The sequence below is a fragment of the Curtobacterium poinsettiae genome (assembly GCF_047226435.1).
Classification (GTDB): domain Bacteria; phylum Actinomycetota; class Actinomycetes; order Actinomycetales; family Microbacteriaceae; genus Curtobacterium; species Curtobacterium poinsettiae.
Genome location: NZ_CP178434.1, coordinates 17,514 through 34,791 on the forward strand (window position 1 = coordinate 17,514; position 17,278 = coordinate 34,791).

The following is a 17,278-nucleotide window of genomic DNA, read 5'->3' on the forward strand; positions in this document are numbered from 1 at the left end:
CCGTCCGGGGGTCGTTCACTGGCCGTCCTGCGGGCCGGGCTGGCTCGGGTTGGTCCCGTCGCCGGGGTCCGTTCCGTCACCCGGGTCCGTCGTCTCCTGGTCCGTGGGCTCGGTCCACTCGACCTGGGCGCCCGGCGAGGACGCCGAGACGACCGAGGCATCGGACTGCGGCGACTTGCAGGTGACCTTGTACGACAGGGCGACCTTGCCGTACTGGGCACCGGCGACGGTCACCGCGGTGCCCGAGGTGGAGCCGGAGCTGCTGCCGTTCGACGTCACGGTGCCGTTGTCGATCGTGTACGTGTAGCTGACGTCCGAGTACCCGGCGGGGCAGCTCGTGTACGCCGGCCAGCTGAAGGTCACGCGACCGGACTCACTGACGGTCCCACCGGTGGCACGCTCGGGCGCCGGTGCGGTCAGCACGTCGCCGTAGGACTTGATCGTGACGAGCGTGTTCGGTGCCAGGCTGCCCTCGGGGCTGAGCGACTCGACGGTGCCGACCTGGTCGGACGTCGTCGCGTTCGATCCGTCGACGACCTCGGCCTGCAGACCCCGGGCACGCAGCTGGTTCGCGACGTCCTCGGCGTTCTGCCCCTGGTAGTCGGCTGCCGACACCGTGACGCGGGTCTCGGTCGGCTCGGGGGACGGCGTCTCGCTGGGCGTGCGGGACGGCTTCGGCGTGCTCGAGGACTTCGTTGGCTCGGGCTCCGGGGCGTTGTTCGCGTTGAGGGCGTACGCCGTGCCGGCGGCGATGGCGAGCACGACGACGATGCCGACGACCCACCAGATCCAGGCACGCTTCTTCTTCGGTTCCTCGGGCTCGTCGCTGACGGGCGAGCGGGGGGCCCCGGGTCCGCCGGCCATCGATCCTGCCTGGGTGCCGATGAGTGCGGTCGCGGCGTCGTTCCCCTGGCCCTGGGGCGGGTTGAACGCGACGGTGCCGTTCCCCGCGATGGCGGGGACGGCCACGGTGGCGGCGGCGACGTCACCCCGGCGGAGCGCCTGGGCGGCGCGGGCCAGGTTCGCTGCCGTCGCGGGACGGTCGGCGGGCTTCTTCGCGATGCACGAGATGACCAGGGCCGAGACCGGCTCGGGGATGTCCCCGGGCAGCGGCGGCGGCTGCTCGTTGATGTGCGCCATCGCGATCGCGACCTGCGACTCACCGGTGAACGGACGACGACCCGCCAGGGCCTCGTACGCGACGATGCCGAGCGAGTAGATGTCGGTCGACGGCGAGGCGGGGTGGCCGCTGGCCTGCTCGGGCGACAGGTACTGCACCGTGCCCATCACCTGACCGGTCGCGGTGAGCGGGACCTGGTCGGCGATGCGGGCGATGCCGAAGTCGGTGATCTTGACGCGACCGTCGGGCGTGATGAGCAGGTTGCCCGGCTTGATGTCGCGGTGCACCAGGCCGACCGCGTGTGCGGCCTGCAGGGCGTTCGCGGTCTGCGCGACGATGTCGAGCACCTTGTCGACCGGGAGCGTGTGCTCGCGTTCGATCATGGTCGACAGGGCCTCGCCGGGGACGAGCTCCATCACGAGGTAGGCGCTGCCGTCCTCCTCGCCGTAGTCGAAGACGTTGGCGATGCCCTCGTGGTTGACGAGGGCAGCGTGCCGGGCCTCGGCGCGGAAGCGCTCGAGGAAGCCGGGGTCACCGAGGTACTCGTCCTTGAGGATCTTGAGTGCGACGGTTCGGCCGATGACGAGGTCGGTCGCCTGCCACACCTCGCCCATGCCGCCGATGGCGACCCGGGAGGAGAGCTGGTACCGCCCACCGAAGGTGAGTCCGCTGGTGGGTCTCATTTGTTCAGCACCGCCTCCATGACTTTCTTCGCGACCGGGGCCGCGACCGTGTTGCCGACTCCGGACTGCCCGAGCCCGCCGCCGTTCCCGACGACCACCGCCACGGCGACCTCCGGGTCCTTCGCGGGGGCGAACCCCGTGAACCAGAGCGTGTACGGATCGCCGGTGCCGCCTTCAGCCGTGCCGGTCTTGCCGGCGACGTCGACACCGTCGATCTTGGCATTGGTACCGGTCCCCGCGTTCACGACGCTCTGCATGGCCTCGGTGAGGTCAGCGGACTCGGAGGACGACAGCGGATCACTGTACTGCCTCGGAGAGAAGGACTCGACGGTCTTCAGGTCACTCGTGGTGATCGAGTCGACGAGTGAGGGCTGCATGACCTTGCCGCCGTTCGCGATGCCGGCCGACACCATCGCCATCTGCAGCGGGGAGACCCGGACGCTCGCCTGACCGAAGGCGCTCAGCATGAGCTGCGCCGTCGAGTCGACGTCGGGGTACTGACTGGCGGTCGCGGCCATCGGGATCTCGATGGCGTCGCCGAAGCCGTACTTGTCGGCCATGTCCTTGATCGCGTCGTACCCGAGCTTCTGACCGAGTTCGGCGAAGGGGATGTTGCACGAGTACTGGATCGCGGTGCGCAGCTTGACCTTGTCGCCGCCGCCGCAGGTGCCGCCCTCGGCGTTGTTGATGTACGAGCTCGTCCCTGGCAGCTGCAGCCGCGACGGGTTCGGGAACGTGGAGTCGAGGTTGTACTTGCCGCCCTCGAGCGCCGCCGAGGCGACGACGAGCTTGAACACCGATCCGGGCGTGTACAGGTCGCCGCCGATGGCACGGTTCTGCAACGGGGCGGTGTCGGCACCGAGCAGCGCGTCGTACTGCCGCTTGACCTCGGCCGTGTCGTGCGAGGTGAGCGAGTTCGGGTCGTAGCTCGGCTTCGACACCATCGCCAGGATCTTGCCGGTCTTGGGCTGGATCGCGACGACCGCACCGCTGTTCGTGCCGAGGGCGTCGTACGCGGCCTGCTGCACGTCCGGGTCGATGGTCAGGTTGACGTTGTCGCCCTGGACGTCCTGGCCGGTGAGGATCGAGTTGAGGTTCTGGAAGAACGAGGCGTCCGAGTTGCCGGACAGCACGGTGTTCTCCGCGCTCTCGATGCCGGTGTTGCCCTGGCCGATCGTGAAGTAGCCGGTGACCGCGGAGTACAGGTCGCCGTTCGTGTACTTGCGCTGGTACTCGTACTGGTCGTTCACCGGGGTCGACTCGGCGATCGGGCTGCCGTCCACGAGGATCGCGCCGCGCTTGGTCGAGTAACTGTCCAAGATGGTTCGGGAGTTCCGGGAGTCGGCGCGCAACGAGTCTGCCGAGAAGAACTGGATCGAGGTCGTCGACACGAAGAGTGCGACGAACATGAGCACGATGACGGTCGAGACACCGCGGAGCTGTCGGTTCATCGACGACGCTCCTTCCTGGTCGCGCGCGCGGACCGCCCGCTCGCGGCGGGGATCGCGCCCTGCTGGACACGCTGTTCGGCGGGGATCGCGTCGGTCAGGCGCAGCAGCATCGCGGCGATGATCCAGTTGGCGATGAGCGAGGAACCACCCGCGGCCATGAACGGGGTGGTCAGACCGGTGACGGGGATGATCCGGGTGATGCCGCCGACGACGACGAACACCTGCAGGGCGATGATGAAGCCGAAGCCCACACCGAGCAGCTTGCCGAAGTCGTCCTGCGCCATGAACCCGACGCGGATGCCACGGGACGCGAACACGATGAAGAGCGCGAGGATCGCGAAGACACCGATCAGGCCGAGCTCTTCGCCGAGTGACGCGACGATGTAGTCGGCGTTGGCGACCGGGGTGATGTACGGCCGGCCCTGGCCGAGGCCGGTGCCGGTGATCCCGCCGTTCGCGAAGCCGAACAGGCCCTGCACGAGCTGGTAGCTCGCCTGGGTGTCGCGGCTGAAGACCTCTTGGTTGAACGGGTCGAGCCACTGTTCGAAGCGGCCACGGACGTACTCGAGGAGACTCTGTGCGACGAGGGCGCCACCGATGAACAGCGTGAGACCGATCGCGACCCAGCTGACCCGTGCCGTGGCGACGTAGATCATCACGAGGAACAGGCCGAAGTAGAGCAGGGCGGTGCCGAGGTCGCGCTGGAACACGAGCACGGCCATCGCGGCGCCCCACATCACCAGGATGGGCCCGAGGTCGCGGGCACGCGGGAACGTCATGCCGAGGAACTTCTTGCCGACGATCGACAGCGAGTCACGGGCGGTGACGAGGTACCCGGCGAAGAACAGCGCCATGGTGATCTTCGCGAGCTCACCGGGCTGGAACGAGAACGGGCCGATCTTGATCCAGACCCGCGCGCCGCCGATGTTCGTGCCGATGCCGGGCAGCATGGGCAGGAGCAGCAGGACGATCGTCAGCGCCATGAAGATGTAGCGGTACCGCTGCAGGAACCGGTGGTTCCGGACGGCGACGAGCGTGATGATCGCCAGGACCATCGCGAGCATCGTCCAGACGATCTGCTTCACGCCGATGGCGTCCCAGCCGGACAGGCCGTTGTGGACGTCGATGCGGTAGATCTCGGCGATGCCGATGCCGTTCAGGACGAGCGCGATCGGCAGGATGAACGGGTCGGCGTTCTTCGCGACGACGCGCAGCACCACGTGCATGACGAGCGCGAGGCCGAGGATGCCGCCACCGACCCAGAGCACCGACTGGTCGAACAGCCGGCCCTTGGTGCCGAGCTGCACGAGCACCATCGCGCCCGCGCAGATGCCGCAGGCGATGACGAGCAGGAAGAGCTCGAGGTTCCGCGCACGGGCGGGCTCCCGGAGCTTGATCGTGATCGCCTGCGTGAAGGACTGGGCGGCCGTGGCGGTGCTCATCGCGAGCTCCGCGTCGGGTTCGGCGACGGCGAGGACGATCGCGTCGGTGAGGGCGACGGCGATGGACTCGCGTTGCCGTCCCCGCCGGTGCCGGCCTGGTCCTCACCGGTCGCGGCGGCCTTGCGCAGGCGCTCGACGATGTCACGGGCGTCGGAGAGCGACTGCGCGTTGATCGTCGAGCGGACGTTCTCGCGGGTGTAGTCCGGCAGCGACGAGACCGTGATGTCGCTGTCCTCGTACACGTCCGACAGCGCCAACGGCCCGATCGACTGCTGCACGCCCTTGTAGATCGCGACGGTGCCCCGGTCGGTGCCGACGTAGTAGTGGTCCTGGGTGATCCGCCAACCGACGAACACGGCGCCGACGAGCACGGCGACGGCGACCACGAGCGCGACGGTCCAGGACACCCGACGACGGATGCGGCGTCGGCGGTCCTCGGCGATGAGCTCGGCGAAGAACTGGTCGGACTCGGGCTCGAAGTGCGAGTCCTCGGGCGCGGTGGTGACCTTGAGCGGGTGCAGCAGGATCGTGGGGAGGCGGATCGGCTTGCGGCCGGTCGAAGCCTCGAAGGTGAGGGGCGCCGCGGCGGACCCGACGGTGGTGGCCGCGTCGTCGTCGTCCTCGGGCTCGGTGTCCGTGACGTCCATCACCACGACGGTGACGTTGTCGGGGGCGCCGTGGTCGAGCGTCTCCTTCACCAGGCGCTGCGTGACCTGGTTGGCGTCCATGTTCGACGCCAGGGCGTGCCGGATCCGCTCTTCGGCCAGGTACGACGACAGGCCGTCGGAGCAGAGCAGCCAGCGGTCGCCCGGCTGGATGTCCATGATCGCGGTGTCGACCTCGGGTGCTGCGTCGACGTCGCCCAGCACGCGCATCAGCACGGAGCGGCGCGGGTGGACCGCGGCTTCCTCCGGCGTGATCCGGCCGCTGTCGACCAGTCGCTGGACGAACGTGTGGTCCGACGTGATCTGCTGCAGTTCGCCGTCGCGGTGGCGGTAGATGCGGGAGTCGCCGATGTGCGCGATCGCGATCTGCTCGCCGACGCGGATCATCGCGGACACCGTGGTGCCCATGCCGGTGAGCTCCTGGTGCTCGAACACGGTCTCGGTGATCAGCTGGTTCGCGGCGATGAGTGCCGACTGCAGTGCGAACTCGGCGTCGTGCGCCGAGGGGAACTCGCGGTCGACCTCGCGGATGCGGCGGATCGCGATCGCCGAGGCGACGTCACCGCCGGCGTGGCCGCCCATGCCGTCCGCCACCGCGAACAGGTGCGCCCCGGCGTAGCCGGAGTCCTGGTTGTTCGCGCGGATGCGCCCAACGTGGGACACAGCGGCGCTCAGCGTGCGAGCGGTCATGCCGGGTTACCGCCGCAGCTCGAACGTCGTCGTCCCGATCGTGATCGGCGTGCCCTCTGCCACGAGGACGGGAGCGCTCACCTTCTGACCGTTGACGAAGGTGCCGTTCGTGGACTCGAGGTCGGTGAGGAGCCAGCCGTCGGCGCGCAGGTCGAGGCGGGCGTGGTTGGTCGAGGTGTAGTCGTCGCGGATCACGACGTTCGACTCGCTCGAGCGCCCGATCGTGATGGGGCCGCCACCGAGCGGCATCTCCATGCCCTCGCGCGCACCCTCGGTGATGACCAGGCGGGACGCGGCCGACGAGGCGGGACGCTGTCCACCACCGGGCTGTCCGATGACGTCCGTGAACGCGCCGCTGGACGCGGGGCCGGGGGCCGCCGCTGCGGGGACGGTGGGGGTGCTCGGTCCGGACGGGGCCGACTTGGGATCGGTCGGGATCGTGCGGACGCGCTGGCCGAACAGATCGCTGCGCAGGGCGAACACGATCACGAAGACGAACAGCCAGAGCACCGCGAGGAACACGAAGCGCAGGACGAGCAGGGTCAGGCCTGTGGTCATCGAGCACCTCCGTCGTTCTCCGGGATCACCCGGAACACCATACGGGTCCGACCGATCTCGATGGTGGAGTCCGGCTCAACGATCGCCTGCTGGAAGTGCTGACCGTTCAGCTTCGAGCCGTTCGTGGAGCCGAGATCGGTGGCCTGCGCGTGCTTGCCGTCCCACAGGACCTCGACGTGCTTGCGGCTCGTCCCGGTGTCCGCGATGGTGATGTCCGCGTCGCTGCCGCGCCCGATCACCGTGCGCCCGCGGTGCAGTCGGTGCCGCTGGGAGCCGATGTCGAGCACGGGGATCCAGGCCACGTCGCGCTGCACGGTGGTGGAGTCGACCTGCAGGATGCCCGTCGAGAGTGTGCCGTCCTGCTGGAGCCGGATGGTGACCGGGCCGGAGAACGAGTAGTTCTGCGCCACGGCGTGTTGGTGGACCATCTGGGTCAGTTCGTCGATGAGTGGACGACCGACGTCGTTCATGCGCGTGCAGTCCGGCGGCGCGAGACGAACGGTGAACTCGTTCGGCACGAGGATGCGCTCGCGGGAGACCACTGCGGCCTTGGTGTCGAGCTCGCGCCGCAGGGCGCTCGAGATCTCGACGGGCTGCACCCCGGAGCGGAAGGTCTTGGCGAACGCGCCGTTGACGGCGCGTTCCAACCCTCGCTCGAAGTTGTCCAGCAGGCCCATGCGTCTCCCGTGTCGTCGGTCGTCAACCACTGCATGGTAGTGGTTGGCGTTGACACCCGTCTGTGCGTGGTAGTGTTTCGGGGCTGGCGCGAGTGGCGGAATTGGTAGACGCGCACGGTTCAGGTCCGTGTGCTGGAAACGGCGTGGGGGTTCAAGTCCCCCCTCGCGCACCAGGCGAAGAACAGGAAAGGCCCCGGAGGAATCCGGGGCCTTTCCTGTTTCCGGGGCCTGGTCTCCAGGGGCTTCCCCGGGCCGTCCGTCGAACCTCCGGCGTCAGGACCGGTCCGCCTCCGTCGTGTGGTCAGGATCCGGCGCGGAGGCACGGCTCGGCCCCGACACGCCGGTCCCGTCGAACCCGTGGCCGGTCCTCCACGCCGCTCGTGCGGCGAAGTACGGGCGCGCGGTGGGCAGGAAGAGCAGGACCGCGGCGACGACCGACAGTGCGATCGTCAGGACGTCGAGCTGTCCGCCGGTGATGCTCAGGACCGCGCGGAAGCCCGCGACGACGACGAGCACGATGCGTGCGACCCGGGATCCCGCTGCCGTCCGGAACACCGCCCACGTCACCAGGGCCCAGAGCACCAGGGCGACGATCCCGGCGATGACCGGAGCCGGGTCGACCGCCGCGTCCGGCCTCCAGAACTGCAGCACCGTGGCAGCGATGCAGGCGACCACCCACACCAGCCACAGCACGAAGGACACGGTGACCACCTGCGGTCGGTCCGGTCGTCGGAGGATGAACGTCCTGGTCATGCTGCACCGTCCTCTGCCGCTCCCTGGTGCGGCACGTCGAGCGTACCGAGGGGGCGGAGTCCTGCCGGGGCGCCTCGCTACGGTGATCGTGTGACCGACGAACGCACCACCGTCCAGCGTCCCGGAGTGGACGTCCCCGACGATCGTGGCCGGACGGGGCTCGACGCCGTCGGCCGCGACATCGACCGCAACCCCGACGTCGTCGTGCGGGACGTCGAGGTGGTGTCGAACGGATGGCACGTGCTCCGCCGCACGACCCTGGACGTCCGGCGCCGTGACGGTCGGTGGGACCGGCAGCAGCGCGAGACCTACGACCGCGGCAACGGTGCGACGGTGCTGCCGTACGACGCCGAGCGCGGCACGGTGCTGCTCACGCGGCAGTTCCGGTGGCCGGCGTACGTGAACGGACACCCGGACGGCATGCTGATCGAGGCCGCTGCGGGTCTGCTCGACGAGGACGACCCGGAGACCGCCGTCCGGCGCGAGGCCGCCGAGGAGCTCGGCATCCGGCTCGGCGCGCTCGAGCACCTGGGTGCCGTGTTCATGAGCCCCGGTTCGGTCACCGAGCGGGTCCACTTCTACGTGGGCGCGTACACGCCCGCGGACCGGGTCGAGGCCGGCGGCGGTGTGGAGGACGAGGGTGAGGACATCGAGGTGCTCGAGCTCCCGCTCGATGCGGCACTCGCGATGGTCGCGGACGGCCGGATCGCCGATGGCAAGACGATCATGCTGCTGCAGTGGGTGGCGCTCCGGCGCGGGTCCGCTCGCTGAACGGTCGTGGTGCCGGTCCGCGTACCGTCCGGGCCATGACTGATTCGACGACACCGGACGGATCGAGCGATCCCACCGAGACCCAGCAGCAGTACACCGAGGACCTGCCGGACGGGTCGTCGACGGGTGACGCGACGAAGGACCCGCAGCAGGACAGCGACGTCGACTCGGGCGGCGAGCCCGCCGACCCGCAGTAGCGGCGACCGGACGACGGACGGGAGGCACGGTGCCAGCTGGCACCGTGCCTCCCGTCCGTGGTTCCACCGGTCCGGAGCGCGGTGTCAGCTGATGATGTTGACCGCGCGCGAGATGACCAGCGCCAGCAGGATGAACCCGCTGAGCGCCTGGTACGCCATGATCATCTTCGCCCGGACGGTCATCGGCATCGTGTCCGTGGGGCTGAAGGCCATCATGTTCGTCATCGCGACGTAGAGGTAGTCGAGGTAGACCGGGCGCCAGTCGGCGGTCTTCGGGTCGGTTTCCTGCGGGAACTGGAAGTCCGCTTCGGCGCTCGACCACAGTTCGGGGCGTCGCCGGGCCACCGGACCCCCGCGGTCGAGCTCCCAGTAGACGAGCCCGAACACGATGATCGTGCTCACCCACACCTGCAGAGCGGTGAGCAGCACGGCCGCTCCGTCCGCGTGGCCGCCCAGCAACTCGGTGATCGTCCGGATCACCGTGAGCTGGCTCGCGACGGTCAGCAGTCCCGCCAGCGCGAAGGACACCCACCGGGACCAGGTGGTCTCGCGGGTCAGGCGCCGCGGGTTGAAGACGATCAGCGGGGTGAGCAGCAGGACGCCGAGCACCGGCACGACCCACGACGGGAAGAACAGCACCTCGTCGGGCAGGAACAGGCTGAGCGCCAGGTTGACCAGCACCGCCGCGGCGACCGGTGCCCGGTGTTCGTGTCGGGGGCCGGTCCTGGTCTGGGTCACGGAGTGAGTGTCGCACGGTGCCGTGACCGCACCCCGCGGGCGTGTTACGAGTGTGAGTCGGGGGAGTGCCGCGGCAGACACGGCACGGGCGTCTCGCGTAGGTTCCAGCCATGAGTGCAGAGCTGACGCTCGGCGCCGAGGAAGAGCTGCACCTCATCGACCTCGAGTCCGGCCGACTTTCCGCGAAGGCCCCCCGCCTTCTGCCCAAGCTGCCCACCGACCGTTTCGGCGCGGAGCTGCAGCGCACGACGATCGAGACGAACACCCCGGTGGTGCGGACCCTCGACGACCTGCGGCGGGTGATCGTCGACCTGCGCAGCGAGCTCAGTGCCGCGATCGCCCCGGCCGGGGTCACGATCGCCGCCGTCGGCACCGCGCCGAGGTCGGAGTACGCCGACTTCGAGCTGAGCGCCGGCGGGCGGTACGGCCGGATGCAGGAGCAGTACCGGATGCTCGTCGACGAGCAGCTCATCTGCGGCCTGCAGGTGCACGTCGGGGTGAGCGACCGCGACCTGGCGGTGCTGATCGCCCAGCGGGTGGCACCGGTGCTCCCGGTGCTGCTGGCCCTGAGTGCGTCGAGTCCGTTCTGGAACGGGCAGGACACCGGGTACGCCTCGTTCCGGAGCATCATCTGGCAGCGGTGGCCGTCGGCCGGCAGCTTCGGCCCGGTGGAGGACGCCGCCGAGTACGACCGGGTGCTCGACGACCTGATCGCCTCGGGCGTGATCGCCGACAAGAAGATGGCCTACTTCGACGTCCGGCCGTCGTCACACGCGCCGACGCTCGAGCTGCGGGTCTGCGACGCGACCCCGGTGGTGGACGACGCCGTGCTCATCGCCGGACTCTTCCGCGCCGCCGTGCGCAAGGCCGAGAAGTCGGTCGTGTCCGGCGCCGAGTGGCACCCGCGCAGCGAACCGCTGCACCGTGCGGCGATGTGGCAGGCCGCCCGCTCCGGGCTGAGCGGCGAGCTGGTCGGCCTCGGGCAGCACCCCGAACGCCTGCCCGCCGAGGTCGCGGTGCGCCAGCTCGTGTCCCGCCTGCGCCCGGAGCTCGAGGAGCTCGGCGACTGGGGCACGGTGACGGAGCTGCTCGACGCCACCCTGGCCCGCGGCAACTCCACCGATCGGCAGCGCACCGCGTACGCCGAGCGCGGGGAGATCGACGACGTCGTCGCCCTGGTGGTGGAGGACACCGCGGGGCTGCCGTCCGGACGCGACGAGGACCCGGTGGTCCCGCTCCCCGGGTACCGCGTCCGTGCCGGCGACGAGGCGGTCGGCCCCGGGGCGCGACCCCGACCGGCGTTCCGTGACCTGGCTGCCTTCTTCGACGGCTGGGACGCCGAGACCGCGATCGACCGTTGCACCGCCCGCGACGCCTGGACCCGCGAGCACCAGGTCGGCTTCGTGGTCGACGGCGGTGCGCAGGCGTTCGGCTGTGACCTGGTGCCCCGGACGATCAGCGCGTACGAGTGGTCGCAGCTCGAGCGTGGCCTGGGGCAGCGGTCCCGCGCGATCGAACTGTTCCTGCGCGACGCGTACGGCGATCGGCGGATCGTGGCCGACGGCGTGCTGGACGCGGACCACTTCGTCGGTGCGAAGGGCTGGGACCCGGACGCCACCCGGCTGCCGGCGACCGCGGTCCGTGCGCCGGTGCTCGGGTTCGACCTGGTGCGCAACGAGTTCGGCGGCTGGCGGGTGCTCGAGGACAACGTCCGCTCGCCCTCGGGCGTCGCGTACGGCATCGCCCTGCGCGAGCTGATGGACGACGTCGTGCCGGACGCCCCGCGGCCGGCGAACCTGCGCGATCCGCACGGCGTGACCGACCGGTTGCGCCGGACCCTCTGCGCGAACACCACCGCGGTGACGGGCGCGACCGACCCGGTGATCGCGCTGGTCAGTGACGGCCCCGCCGCCGGCGCGTGGTTCGAGCACCGCAGGCTGGCCGACGGGGCCGGGCTGCGCCTGGTGTCCGGGTCCGACCTGGACGTCCGCGACGGACGCGTGGTCGACGCGACGACGGATGACGTGCTCGACGGGCTGTACCTGCGGATCGACCGCGACGTCAGCGCGCTGACGGCGGAGCACGCTCCCGACCTCGGTGCGCGGATCCTCGACGCGGCGGAGGCAGGACGCGTCTACCTGGCGAACGCGCCGGGCAACGCGCTGGTCGACGACAAGGCGATGTACGTCACCGTGCCGGACCTGATCTGGTACTACCTGGACGAGAAACCCCTGCTGGCGTCCGTGCCGACGTACCGCACGAGCATCGAGGTCGAACGGCTGTCGGTCCTGGACCGCGTCGGGGAACTCGTCACGAAGCCGGTCGACGGCGAGGGCGGCCGCGGGGTCCTGATCGGACCGAGCGCGAGCGCCCCCGAGGTCGCCGAACGACGGCGCGAGATCGCCGCAGACCCCGCCGGGTGGGTGGGGCAGGAGGTGGTGCAGCTGTCCTCGCACCCGACGATCGGGCCGGCCGGACTCGACCCGCGGCACGTGGACCTGCGGGCCTTCGTCTACGCGACGGGGACCGGACCGGACGACGTGCACCTGGCCGACGTGGCCCTGACGCGCGTCGCGCCCGAGGGCAGCATGGTCGTCAACTCGTCGCAGGGCGGCGGCGCGAAGGACACGTGGATCGTCGGGAACGCCCCGGCGAACACCGACTCCGCCCCGGCGGACACCGAGGGAGAGCGCTGATGTGTGGACTCGCGGGCGAGATCCGGTTCGACGGCCGAGCGCCGGACGTCGGGGCGGTCGCCCGGATGACCGGCTGCATGACGCGCCGCGGCCCGGACGGCGACGGCCTGTGGGCTCGCGGCCCGGTCGCGTTCGGGCACCGACGGCTGTCCATCGTCGACCTGTCCACCGCGGGCGCGCAGCCGATGGTGCTGGCCGAGGCGGGGCTGACGATCGCCTACAACGGGATGGTCTACAACTACCGGCAGCTCCGCGACGAGCTGCACGGCAAGGGGCACCGGTTCGCGTCGACGTCGGACACCGAGGTCATCGCCCTGGCGTACGCCGAGTGGGGCACCGGGTTCGTCGACCACCTGATCGGGATGTTCGCCATCGCCATCTGGGAGCACGCCAGCGGCCGGCTGGTGTTGGCGCGGGACCGGCTGGGCATCAAGCCGCTCTACGTCGCGCCCGTCCCGGGCGGGCTCCGGTTCGCGAGCTCCCTGCCCGCGATCCTGGCAGGAGACGACGGGTCGAGCATCGACACGTCCATCGACCCCGTCGCCTTCGCCTCGTACATGAGCTTCCACTCGATCGTCCCCGCGCCCCGCACGATCCTGTCCGGCGTCGGCATGCTCCCGCCCGCGACCGTCCGGGTGATCGAGCCCGACGGCACCGCGCACGACACCGTCTACTGGGAGCCCCGCTTCGAGCGCGACCCCGCCAGGGCGGACTGGTCCGAGCGGGACTGGGAGCAGGCGTTCATCGGCTCGCTCCGCACCGCCGTCGAGCGTCGGATGGTCGCCGACGTGCCGGTCGGGGTGCTGCTCTCCGGCGGGATCGACTCCTCGCTCGTGGTCGGGCTGCTCGCCGAGGCCGGGCAACAGGACCTCGCCACGTTCAGCATCGGGTTCGAGGCGGCCGGTGGTGAATCCGGCGACGAGTTCGAGTACTCCGACCAGGTCGCGAAGCACTTCGGCACCGACCACCACCGCATCCACATCCCCTCGTCGCGGCTGCTCGACGGCATCGACGGTGCTGTCGCCGCCATGAGCGAGCCCATGGTCAGCCACGACTGCGTCGCCTTCTACCTGCTGTCGCAGGAGGTCTCGCAGCACGTCAAGGTGGTGCAGTCCGGCCAGGGCGCCGACGAGGTGCTCGCCGGCTACGACTGGTACCCGCCGCTCGCCGACGTGCCGCGCGACCAGGCCGCCGAGGCCTACCGCTCCGTGTTCATGGACCGCCGGTGGCCGGCGCTGCAGGGCCTGCTCGGGGAGCGGTGGAAGAGCGACGACGACACCCCGTCGGCGTTCGTGGACCGCCAGTTCGCACGGCCGGGCGCGGAGACGAGCGTGGATGCCGCGCTCCGCAGCGACACGACGATCATGCTCGTCGACGACCCGGTGAAGCGCGTCGACAACATGACGATGGCGTGGGGGCTCGAGGCCCGCGTGCCGTTCCTGGACCACGAGTTCGTCGAGCTCGCCGCCGCGATCCCGCCGTCGATGAAGCTCACCGACGGCGGCAAGGGCGTGATGAAGCGCGCCTCGCGCGGGATCGTGCCCGACGCCGTCATCGACCGCAGCAAGGGCTCGTTCCCGGTCCCCGCCATCCGGCAGCTCGAGGGTCCGTACCTGCAGCGCGTCCGGGACGCGCTGCACGCCCCCGAGGCGCGGGAGCGCGGGCTCTTCGACCCCGCCACCGTCGAGCGGATGCTGCAGGACCCGAACAGCACCAGGACCGCGATCGGCGCGAACGCGCTCTGGCAGCTCGGCCTGATCGAGATGTGGCTGCAGCAGCAGGGGGTGCGGTGACCGTGGGTGCCGTCCGGACTGGAGGCGCGCAGGGCGTCGCGTCGTCGGCCACCGTCGAGCCGTCGGTCACCACCAGGGCCGCGGCCGGCCTGGGTGCGCAGCTCACCGCCGCCTGGGGGTCGTGGGGACCGACCATGACCCGGAACGCCCGGCGCGTGGCGTTCGTGAGCGACCGGCACGGCACCCCCGAGGTCTTCGTGCAGGACGTCGTCGTCGACGGTGAACTGCCGGAACCGGTGCGGATCGCGCTGTCCGACGACCCCGTGATCCGGGTGTCGTGGTCGTCCGACGGGGAGTGGCTCGCCGTCGCCATCGCGACCGACGGCGGCGTGAAGCAGCAGGTCTGGGTGGTGCGGCCGGACGGCACCGACGCCGCGCAGATCGCCGGCTCGCGGTACCAGCACGCCGAACTCGGGCCGTGGAGCCGCAGCGGCCACCGGGTCGTCATCACCCTGCCCTCGACCGAGCCCGAGCAGCCGGCCCGTGCGTACCTGGTCGACCCGGTCAGCGGCGACCGCGACGACCTGGCCGTGGGGGAGCTCATCCACATCCTCGACCTGTCAGTGGAGGAACGGCTCGTCGTGCTGAGCGACGGGCAGCGCGGCCAGGAGTTCGTGGTCGTCGTCGACCGGCTGACCGACGAGAGCCACGCCCTGTTCGCCGACGACCCCGACGGGTCCGCCGAGATCGCGTTCCTGCGGCCCTCGCCCGCGAGCGAGACCAGCCCGCTCGTCGCCTACGTCGCGACCGAGGCCGGACTGCCCCGCCGCGGACTCGTCGCGCAGCCGGTCGGGCCGCACGGCTGGCGCGGCACACCCGGGCGGATCGTCGAGCGCGACGACGCCGAGCTCGAGTACCTGGACGCCGACGACGCCGGCCGCACCGTGCTGCTCGTCTGGAACGTCGACGGTCGCAGTGAACTCGACCTCATCAACACGCACGACGCCTCGCGCACCCCCGTGCCGGACCTGCCCGGGTACGTCGTCACCGACCCCGTGCTCAGCCGCGACGGCCGGAGCGTCCTGCTCGCCGTCGAGGGGCCGACCCGTCCGCGCGAACTGTGGCGGCTCGACACGAACGCGCTGACCTGGAGCCGGGTCACCGACGTCCCCGCGCTGCCGGACGTGCAGCTGGTCGAGCCGACGCTCGAGCGGTTCGCCGCCCGTGACGGACTGGAGCTGACCGGCTGGCTGTACCGGGCCGTGGAGCCGACCGCGTCGGTGGCAGGAGCCGACGTCGGAACGCATGTCGGGCCTCCCGGCCGCGCAGCGCTCGTCCACCTGCACGGCGGACCGGAGTCGCAGGAGCGACCCACGTTCTCGCCACAGCACCAGGCGCTCGCCGCCGCCGGGGTGACCGTGTTCGCGCCGAACATCCGCGGGTCCTCCGGGTACGGTCACGAGTTCGTGCACGCCGACGACCTGGCGCTGCGGTGGAACGCGCTCGCCGACGTCGTCGACTGCGCGCGGTTCCTGGTGACCAACGGGTACGCCGATCGCTCCCGGGTCGCCGTCGAGGGGCGCTCGTACGGCGGGTACGCGACCTTGGCGTCCCTGGCGTTCACGCCCGACGTGTTCGCGGCCGGGGTCGCGGTGTGCGGGATGAGCGACTTCGCGACCTTCTACCGGGACACCGAACCGTGGATCGCGGCCGCTGCCGCCACGAAGTACGGCCACCCCGTCGAGGACGAAGCCCTGCTCGCGGCCCTGTCGCCGATGCGGGCGATCGACGACGTCACGGCGCCGTTGCTCGTCGTGCACGGGGAGCTCGACACGAACGTGCCGATCGGTGAGGCGCACCAGGTGGTCGCGGCGCTGCGGGAGCGGGCGCACGACGTGGAGTACCTGGAGCTCGCGGGTGAGGGGCACGAGTACCGGCGGGCGGCGTCGCAGGCGCTGCTCGTGCGGCGGATGGTGGAGTTCGTGGCGGCGCGGCTGGGGTGAGGCCTGGCGGGGCGGGGTGCTCGGTGCTGGTCTGGTGCGCGCGCGGGTTCTTCGTGGTGCGAGGTTGCACGCTCGGTGCGAGCTTGTTTCCTCGCACCGGGTGGTCAACTTCGCACCGTGCCGTCACCGGGTGCAACGATGCGCCGGCGGCGCTCGCCGCGGGCGGACAATGGTGGGATGACGACCACTGATCTGACGCGACCCGGAGAGGTCCTCGTGGCCTCGGCAGCGGACGTCGAGCAGGTCGTCCACCGTGCCACGAACCAGTACGCCTCGGGCGTGGTCGCGGACACCGCCGGGTGGGCGGACGGCGATCGTCGGCGGATCGAGGACCTCGGGTTCCGCGGCGGAGACTCCCGGGGCGAGGCGCTCCGGACCCTCGACCTGACCATCGCCGACGACGGCACCCCGACGCGCATGCTCGACGCCCCCGCGATGGCCGCACTGAACAGCCACCACGCGCGGTTCGCCGAGCGGCGCGGCGACGTCGTCCGCTACCAGACGGACGTGTCGGTGTGGACGGGGATCCCCGCACAGCCCACAGCGCAGGACTGGGAGGACGTCCGGGCGCTGCTCGGGTCGGGCGGGATGCTCGGCGTCGGTGCGGCTGCCGTCCTGCCCGAGGGGTGGGACCTCGTCGAGGGTGCCGGCGGCGTGCAGCTGACCGGTGAGGCGATCGAGGGTGCGCCGGACGACGAAGCCGTCGTGCTGACGCCCGACGACGTGCCGGAGATGACCGCCCTGGTCGAGCGGACGAAGCCCGGGCCGTTCCTGCCGCGGACGATCGAGCTCGGCACGTACCTGGGCATCCGGCGGGACGGACGGCTCGTCGCGATGGCGGGGGAGCGCCTGCACCCGCCGGGGTGGACCGAGATCAGCGCGGTGTGCACGGACGACGCGTACCGGGGGCAGGGGTTCGGGCGCCGGTTGGTGCTCGCCGTCGCGCACGGGATCCGGGAGCGGGGCGAGACCCCGCTGATGCACGCGGCCGCCGGGAACACCGGTGCGATCGGGCTCTACCAGCACCTCGGCTTCCGACTGCGGGACCGTGGGGCGCCGCGGTTCGTGCGGGTGCCGTGAGCTGCGTTCCGGTCTGACGGG

Annotated in this window: 14 protein-coding genes and 1 tRNA gene; 7 read left to right on the top strand and 8 right to left on the bottom strand. The window is 71.0% G+C overall.

What is annotated here, in order from left to right:
- Window positions 1–15 precede the first annotated feature (15 nt).
- The 6 genes from ACL00U_RS00085 to ACL00U_RS00110 are packed head-to-tail and all read right to left on the bottom strand — an operon-like array spanning window position 16 to window position 7,286.
- Window positions 16–1,803 carry a serine/threonine-protein kinase gene (locus tag ACL00U_RS00085; RefSeq protein ID WP_056072692.1) on the bottom strand — a complete coding sequence of 596 codons (1,788 nt, stop codon included), beginning with the start codon at window positions 1,801–1,803 and terminating at the stop codon, window positions 16–18.
- Window positions 1,800–3,254 (bottom strand): peptidoglycan D,D-transpeptidase FtsI family protein, encoded by a 1,455-nt coding sequence (locus ACL00U_RS00090; protein WP_017887801.1) that lies wholly within the window; start codon window positions 3,252–3,254, stop codon window positions 1,800–1,802. The genes ACL00U_RS00085 and ACL00U_RS00090 overlap by 4 nt, the downstream gene beginning before the upstream one ends.
- Entirely contained in the window at window positions 3,251–4,696 is a 1,446-nt protein-coding gene (locus ACL00U_RS00095) for an FtsW/RodA/SpoVE family cell cycle protein (protein WP_017887800.1), read from the bottom strand. The genes ACL00U_RS00090 and ACL00U_RS00095 overlap by 4 nt, the downstream gene beginning before the upstream one ends.
- Window positions 4,693–6,051: a Stp1/IreP family PP2C-type Ser/Thr phosphatase gene (locus tag ACL00U_RS00100; RefSeq protein ID WP_017887799.1), complete on the bottom strand. Its 1,359-nt coding sequence runs from the start codon at window positions 6,049–6,051 to the stop codon at window positions 4,693–4,695. Before ACL00U_RS00100 ends, ACL00U_RS00095 begins: the two co-directional genes overlap by 4 nt.
- Before the next feature lie 6 nt (window positions 6,052–6,057).
- Window positions 6,058–6,609 (bottom strand): FHA domain-containing protein FhaB/FipA, encoded by a 552-nt coding sequence (locus ACL00U_RS00105; RefSeq protein WP_042539989.1) that lies wholly within the window; start codon window positions 6,607–6,609, stop codon window positions 6,058–6,060.
- Window positions 6,606–7,286: an FhaA domain-containing protein gene (locus ACL00U_RS00110; protein WP_017887797.1), complete on the bottom strand. Its 681-nt coding sequence runs from the start codon at window positions 7,284–7,286 to the stop codon at window positions 6,606–6,608. The genes ACL00U_RS00105 and ACL00U_RS00110 overlap by 4 nt, the downstream gene beginning before the upstream one ends.
- Window positions 7,287–7,372: 86 nt before the next feature.
- On the opposite strand from ACL00U_RS00110, the gene ACL00U_RS00115 reads away from it, so the two are divergent.
- A tRNA-Leu gene (locus ACL00U_RS00115) sits at window positions 7,373–7,459 on the top strand.
- A 100-nt stretch (window positions 7,460–7,559) separates the two neighbouring features.
- Here the strand turns inward: ACL00U_RS00115 and ACL00U_RS00120 are convergent.
- Window positions 7,560–8,039: a hypothetical protein gene (locus tag ACL00U_RS00120; RefSeq protein WP_140448637.1), complete on the bottom strand. Its 480-nt coding sequence runs from the start codon at window positions 8,037–8,039 to the stop codon at window positions 7,560–7,562.
- Between the two features lie 90 nt (window positions 8,040–8,129).
- Between ACL00U_RS00120 and ACL00U_RS00125 the strand changes: the two genes are divergently transcribed.
- Together ACL00U_RS00125 and ACL00U_RS00130 are read left to right on the top strand one after the other, a co-directional pair.
- On the top strand, window positions 8,130–8,810 hold the full coding sequence (locus ACL00U_RS00125; protein WP_042539992.1) for an NUDIX domain-containing protein: 681 nt from the start codon (window positions 8,130–8,132) through the stop codon (window positions 8,808–8,810).
- Window positions 8,811–8,845: 35 nt separating this feature from the next.
- Window positions 8,846–9,007: a hypothetical protein gene (locus tag ACL00U_RS00130; RefSeq protein WP_156155365.1), complete on the top strand. Its 162-nt coding sequence runs from the start codon at window positions 8,846–8,848 to the stop codon at window positions 9,005–9,007.
- An 84-nt stretch (window positions 9,008–9,091) separates the two neighbouring features.
- Here ACL00U_RS00130 and ACL00U_RS00135 read toward each other — a convergent pair whose 3' ends face one another.
- Window positions 9,092–9,745, bottom strand: a complete 654-nt coding sequence (locus ACL00U_RS00135; protein ID WP_042539994.1) for a DUF1345 domain-containing protein — start codon at window positions 9,743–9,745, stop codon at window positions 9,092–9,094.
- A 110-nt stretch (window positions 9,746–9,855) separates the two neighbouring features.
- Here ACL00U_RS00135 and ACL00U_RS00140 point away from each other — a divergent pair, with 110 nt between their 5' ends.
- The 4 genes from ACL00U_RS00140 to ACL00U_RS00155 all read left to right on the top strand — a co-directional run bounded on the left by ACL00U_RS00140 (window position 9,856) and on the right by ACL00U_RS00155 (window position 17,257).
- Window positions 9,856–12,441: a carboxylate--amine ligase/circularly permuted type 2 ATP-grasp protein gene (locus tag ACL00U_RS00140; protein WP_262118208.1), complete on the top strand. Its 2,586-nt coding sequence runs from the start codon at window positions 9,856–9,858 to the stop codon at window positions 12,439–12,441.
- The gene (locus ACL00U_RS00145; protein ID WP_262118209.1) at window positions 12,441–14,234 is read left to right on the top strand and encodes an N-acetylglutaminylglutamine amidotransferase; all 1,794 of its coding nucleotides are present in this window, start codon (window positions 12,441–12,443) and stop codon (window positions 14,232–14,234) included. The genes ACL00U_RS00140 and ACL00U_RS00145 overlap by 1 nt, the downstream gene beginning before the upstream one ends.
- Window positions 14,231–16,177 carry a S9 family peptidase gene (locus tag ACL00U_RS00150; RefSeq protein ID WP_412873674.1) on the top strand — a complete coding sequence of 649 codons (1,947 nt, stop codon included), beginning with the start codon at window positions 14,231–14,233 and terminating at the stop codon, window positions 16,175–16,177. The genes ACL00U_RS00145 and ACL00U_RS00150 overlap by 4 nt, the downstream gene beginning before the upstream one ends.
- A 177-nt stretch (window positions 16,178–16,354) precedes the next feature.
- On the top strand, window positions 16,355–17,257 hold the full coding sequence (locus ACL00U_RS00155) for a GNAT family N-acetyltransferase (RefSeq protein ID WP_194589895.1): 903 nt from the start codon (window positions 16,355–16,357) through the stop codon (window positions 17,255–17,257).
- The last annotated feature ends 21 nt before the right edge of the window (window positions 17,258–17,278 follow it).